This is a genomic window from Dietzia sp. SLG310A2-38A2 (assembly GCF_014145095.1).
Lineage (GTDB): Bacteria > Actinomycetota > Actinomycetes > Mycobacteriales > Mycobacteriaceae > Dietzia.
The window spans coordinates 1-5467 of the sequence record NZ_JAALDX010000373.1 but is presented as its reverse complement, the minus strand read 5'-3'; the positions used below and the strand labels follow the sequence as shown (position 1 = coordinate 5467).

4 protein-coding genes and 1 pseudogene are annotated in these 5467 nt (G+C 69.0%); 4 read left to right on the top strand and 1 reads right to left on the bottom strand.

Features of this window, described 5'->3' with window-relative positions; all coding sequences use genetic code 11:
• From G6027_RS13130 to G6027_RS13115, 4 genes and pseudogenes are all read left to right on the top strand, one after another.
• Positions 1-767: pseudogene (locus G6027_RS13130) on the top strand (hypothetical protein); the annotation flags it as partial.
• Between the two features lie 71 nt (positions 768-838).
• The gene (locus G6027_RS13125; protein ID WP_182637561.1) at positions 839-2218 is read left to right on the top strand and encodes a glycosyltransferase; all 1380 of its coding nucleotides are present in this window, start codon (positions 839-841) and stop codon (positions 2216-2218) included.
• 13 nt (positions 2219-2231) lie between these two features.
• The gene (locus tag G6027_RS13120; protein ID WP_182637559.1) at positions 2232-3860 is read left to right on the top strand and encodes a glycosyltransferase family 39 protein; all 1629 of its coding nucleotides are present in this window, start codon (positions 2232-2234) and stop codon (positions 3858-3860) included.
• Between the two features lie 137 nt (positions 3861-3997).
• The gene (locus G6027_RS13115; RefSeq protein WP_182637558.1) at positions 3998-5050 is read left to right on the top strand and encodes a beta-mannosidase; all 1053 of its coding nucleotides are present in this window, start codon (positions 3998-4000) and stop codon (positions 5048-5050) included.
• Positions 5051-5082: 32 nt separating this feature from the next.
• Here the strand turns inward: G6027_RS13115 and G6027_RS13110 are convergent.
• The coding region (locus G6027_RS13110; RefSeq protein WP_182637557.1) for an NAD(P)H-dependent oxidoreductase at positions 5083-5467 on the bottom strand (385 nt) is incomplete at its 5' end.

Sequence of the window (5467 nt, the reverse complement as noted above, 5' to 3'; positions counted from 1 at the left end):
GCCGCGTCGAGGACGTCTCGGCGGGCGGTGGGCACGACCGTGGACGTTCCACCGTGGTGGCACGCAGGGAGGCCTGGCGGAGCGCGCCGCTACTGGTCGTGGTGGCCGTGCTGCTCGCGTTGGCCCCGCTGCCACCCGTGGTCTCCGACCGGTTGTCCCCGGGCCCGCCCGGTCTGGCCGGGGCCGGGCAGGTGATCCCGAGCGGGTGGCAGGAACTCGAGGCCGTGGACTACCCGTGGGCCGAGCGGATGTACGGACCGTCCGCCACGCTGCAGCGTCAGATGATCCGGGCCACCCGGATCCGGGCGGACTGGGACCAGCTCCTGCGTCCCCGGGTCGCCGCCGTGCAGTCGCTGACGGTGGATCAAAGCGGGGTGCTTGATCTGTTCCCGCTCGACATGACGTTCGATCTGAGCCAGGCCCGCGTCAGCCCCCCGCGGACGGTGCCCCTGAACCGTGAGGTCTCCGCGCGGTACCGGACAGTGATCGACGACGAGAACCTCCTGACCTGGAGTCTGATGTCGTTCATCTGGACCCGGGCGGGGGACCGGGTGCAACGCGTCACGATCATCACCGTGGACAACCACGAGTTCGACGCCGAGTTCCCCCAGACCGTCCCCGGCACGCGGTCGACCTTCTCCCGCCTGATGAACCTCCTGCTGCGCGGGGCGGGCGCGGTCACCGACACCAACCCACAGGACAAGGATCTCGACATGCTGACCGAGCTCGCGACCGATCTGGTGGAGGCGCAGTGGACGGACGAGTAGGTCCGGAGCTCACGACCCCCGAGCCCGCCGACCCCGAGAAGACCCGTAGCGAGGCCGCTCTCCACGACGCCGTGCACGGGTTGTTCGAACGCGACCCGTTGGCCTCGGCGGCGGTACCGTTCGTGCCCTGGCAGAAGTGGGCCGGGCTCGCCGGGATCGCCGTGGTGATCCTCGCCCTGGTCGTGGCCACCACGCCGACTCTCATCGCGCTGACGGCGGTGAGCACGGCGGTCTACCTCATCACGCTCGCCGACCGGCTCCTCCTGCTCAGTCGGGGTCTGGCGCGGGATTCGATCCTCCACGTGGAGGACGATCGTGCCCTCGCCGTGCCGGACCCCGACCTGCCCACCTACACGGTCCTGGTACCCGCGTACAACGAGCCGGAGGTGATCGGCGACCTCATCGACGCCGTGAGCTCGATCGACTACCCGGCGGACAAGCTGGAGGTGTTGTTGCTGCTCGAGGCCGACGACGATGTGACGATCGACGCCGCGGAGGCGGCAGGGTTGGGTGAGGTGTGCCAGATCCTCCGGATCCCCCCGGCCGACCCCCGCACCAAGCCCAAGGCCTGCAACTACGCCCTGCACTACGCCACCGGGGAGATCATCACGATCTTCGACGCCGAGGACCGCCCCGATCCCCTCCAACTCCGGCGCGTCGCGGTGGCCTTCGCCGAGCTCGACGACGACGTGGTGTGCGTCCAGGCCAAGTTGGCGTTCCACAACGGGTCGCAGAACATGCTCACCGCATGGTTCACCGCCGACTACGCGCTGTGGTTCAACTTCCTCCTGCCCGGGCTGATGAAGTCCAGTTCGCCCATCCCGCTCGGGGGGACCTCGAACCACATCAGGGCGGATGTGCTGACCGAGATCGGGGCGTGGGATCCGTACAACGTCACCGAGGACGCCGACCTGGGCGTGCGGATCGCCGCTCGCGGACACCGCACGGCGGTGCTCGACTCCACCACCCTGGAGGAGGCCAATCCCGATCCCATCAACTGGATCAGGCAGCGCTCCCGCTGGTACAAGGGGTACCTGCAGACCTGGTTGGTGCACATGCGTCAGCCGATCATGCTGTGGCGCACCCTCGGCACGGTGAGCATGTTCCGCTTCACGACCCTGCTGGCCGGCACCCCCGTGATCGCCTGCCTCAACATGGTGTTCTGGCTCATCACCCTGTCCTGGATCCTCGGGCAACCGGCCGTGATCGAGCAGGTCTTCCCCGCCTACGTGTACTTCCCCGCGTTGATCTGCCTGGTCCTCGGCAACGCGACGATCCTCTACTCGAACTTCATCGCCTGCCGGGAGACGGGCAACGCGTCGCTGTGGTGGGCGTGCCTGACCGTTCCGCTGTACTGGGTGCTCATGTCGATCGCGGCGATCAAGGGGACCTACCAGCTCTTCGCCAACCCCTCCTACTGGGAGAAGACCGTGCACGGGTTGGCGTCATGAGGGGGCCGGCGTCGTGAGAACTCGTCCCCTCGTCCTCTTCACGGCGTTCACCGTCCTGTACCTGGCCGTGGGGCTGTACCTGTCGCTCGGCGCCAACTACCTGCAGGGCGACGCCCTGAGCAGAGTTGCCGACACCCGGGCCGCGTTGCTCTCGCGAGACCCGCACCTGGCGGCCATCGGCTTCATCTTCACGCCCCTCACCGCGCTCGCCCAGCTCCCCCTGGTGGGACTGTCGGAGTGGTTCCCGGCGCTCACCAGGTGGAGCCTGACAGCGGTGGCGGTGAGCGCCCCGGCGATGGCGGGGGCGGTCACCCAGATCCACGCGCTCGCGAGGGAACGCCGGTGCCCGTCCTGGTTCACCTGGGGGGTCACCCTGGTCTTCGGGCTGCACCCGATGATCGTCTACTACGGCGCGAACGGCATGAGCGAGGCACTGTTCGTCTTCTTCGTGGTGTGGGCCGTGCGCCGCCTGGTCCGGTGGATGACCACGGACGACGTGCACGATCTGATGGTCGCCGGCTTCGCCCTGGGGATGGCCTACCTCGCCCGCTACGACGCGCTGGCCGCGTCGGGCACCGCGACCCTGGTCGTCGCGGCGGTGTCCTACCGGCGTAGCCGCAGGACCGAGACGGCGATCCTCGACGGCGTGATCCTCGCCGCGCCGACGGCACTGGCGTTCCTCGCGTGGGCGGCGACCAGCTGGCTGGTGACCGGCAGCGCGCTCGCGCAGTTCTCCTCTCGCTACGGCAACGCCGCGATCCTCGAGCAGTCCGGCGGGGGTTCCACCGGGGGACTGTCGGCACTGGCCTTCTCGGCGGCCGAGATCGTGGTGCTCGCCCCGGCCCTCGGGGTGGTCCTGCTGGTGAGCGTGGCCCTCGCGGTGCGCCGCCGGGATCCCGAACCGCTGGCCGCAGTGGTGCTCGTGGCAGTGCTGGGGTTCGCGGTCTTCACCTATCTCCGCGGCATGACGTTCCCGTTCCTGCGGTTCTACATCAGTGCCGTCCCCCTGCTCGTGGTCCTGGCGGTGTTCTGCGTTCCGCGCGGGGGCACCATGCGCACCCGACGGCCCGGACCCCTGGCGGCGGTGAGGCCGCAGGACACACTGACCGGAGGACGGGTCGTCCCCGTGGCAGTACTACTGCTGCTCGTGGCGGGCGTTCCGCTGAGCGGCGCGGCCATGGTCTCCCCGACCCTGTCCCAGGAGCAGCACGCCCTGCACGCGGTGATCCTCCCCGAGTCCGGTGACAGGCCCGCGGAGGTGAGGTTGCAGCAGGAAGCGATCGTTGCCTCGTTCGACACCGAGCGCCGACTCGCCGACTACCTGGATTCCCTCGGCCTGCCCGAGGGGGCGGTCATCATGGACACGGTCCACGGCTTCCCGATCATCGCCTCCACCACCAGACCCGAGCAGTTCGTCATCCCGTCCGACCGCGACTTCGTCGAGATCCTCAACGATCCGGCAGCCAACGGCGTGCGTTTCCTCCTCACCGTGCCCGCCGAGGGGCGCGGCACCTCCGACGCGCTCAACCTCCGCTATCCCACCGTCCACGAGAACGGGGCCCAGCTCGGCAGCCTGGAGTTCGAGGTGGTCAACTCCGGAAGTGACCGTCCGACCTGGCGCCTGTGGCGGGTGTTCGAGTAGTTCCATGGGTCCACATCGGCCCTGTCGGAGGCGTTGGAGAGCAATTGGAGAGGCGATCGAGAGGCTTTTCCCAGGCTTTCCTGAGTCGTTCATCAGGTTGCGGTGGAGCCCGGCGGCAACTCGACTATCGTCAGCTCATGAAAATCGCTCCGCTCGTCGGACTACTGGTACTCGTCATGACGCTGGCCTGTGCCGCCCCTCCGGACTCCCGGTCCCAGGTGCAGCCGCAGCGGGCGACGGTCTCCGGGGGTGAACTCCACCTCGACGGCCAACCCTGGTGGCCGACCGGACTCAACGCCTACCAGTTGGCGACCGATTGGAGCGTCAACCGGGGCTGCGGGGCGATGGTCGACCTCGACGAGTACTTCGGTTCTCTCCCCGACGGAGCCGTCACGAGGTTCAACGTCTTCCAACAACTCGCCGTGAACAAATTCACCGGGACACTCGACTTCGCCCCGATCGACGCCGTCTTCGCCGCGGCGGAACTCCACGAGCAGATGGTCATCCCGGTTCTCGTGGGTCAGGACGGCGCCTGCGAGGACGAGCAGTACAAGGACCGCGACTGGTACCTGGACGGCTGGGAACAACCCACCGCGATGCCGCTGAGCTACCGCGACTGGGTCACCACGGCGGTCGAACGGTGGTCGGGGTCGCCGGTCATCGCGGCGTGGGAGCCGATCGGGGAGCCCGAGACCGCGGTCTGCGGAACGGCCGACTGCCACTGGCAGTATCGGACCTGCCCGGCCGACTCGGCGGAGGTGCTCCGGGAGTGGACCGACGAGGTCGGAGCGCTCATCCGGCAACGCGACCCCGGCCGACTCATCACCGCCGGCCTCCTGGGAGGTGACCAGTGCGGCCTGGTCGCCGACGGGTACAGGCTCATCGCCGAGTCCCCGTACGTGGACGTGCTCCAGTACCACGATTACGACAACGCCGGATTCCTCCCACTGCGCCTCGCGCAGACGGACAAACCGCTCGTGGTGACCGAGCTCGGGATAGCCGCGGGCTCGTGCCTCTCCCTCGAGGACCGCGCGGCACTGATCGACGAGCGCATCGACGACTACGAGACGATGGGTGCTGCGGGAGCCATGCTCTGGGCGTTCGTGCCTGACCCCAGGCCGACCGAGTGCACCTTCGACATCGGCCCGGAGGACCCCATCAGGGCGCTGCCCCGAATGGCACGGAACTAGGTTTCCCAGTCGGCGTCTCCCCGTCGGCGCGGCTAGCTCGCACCACCGAGCAGCTCGCCCATCGGGACGAAGTCGCCGAACTCGTCGTCGTCACTCCTCCGGCCCCGGCCCGCGTCCGCCCGGGTCGGCGCCACCGCGCCGCCGGACACCCCGGCGAACCGCAGCATGTAGTCGGCCAGTTCCGTGCCTACCCGGTCCGCGCGGGAGGCCAGCGAGTCGCCGTCGCCGCCGGTGGTGACGGCCCCGAAGTCCTCGGAGGCCGCGAACACGGAGGTCGGCACCACGTCCGCCTTGAGGTAGGCGAACATCGGGCGCAGCGCGAAGTCGATCGCGAGGGAGTGCCTGACGGTCCCGCCCGTCGCCCCCAGTGCCACCGGGACGCCGGTCAGCGTGCCGGGATCGATCACATCGAAGAAC

Bases quoted from the DNA above. Each gene is read 5' to 3' on its own strand.
- G6027_RS13115 (WP_182637558.1), top strand. From the start codon at position 3,998: ATGAAAATCGCTCCGCTCGTCGGACTACTGGTACTCGTCATGACGCTG.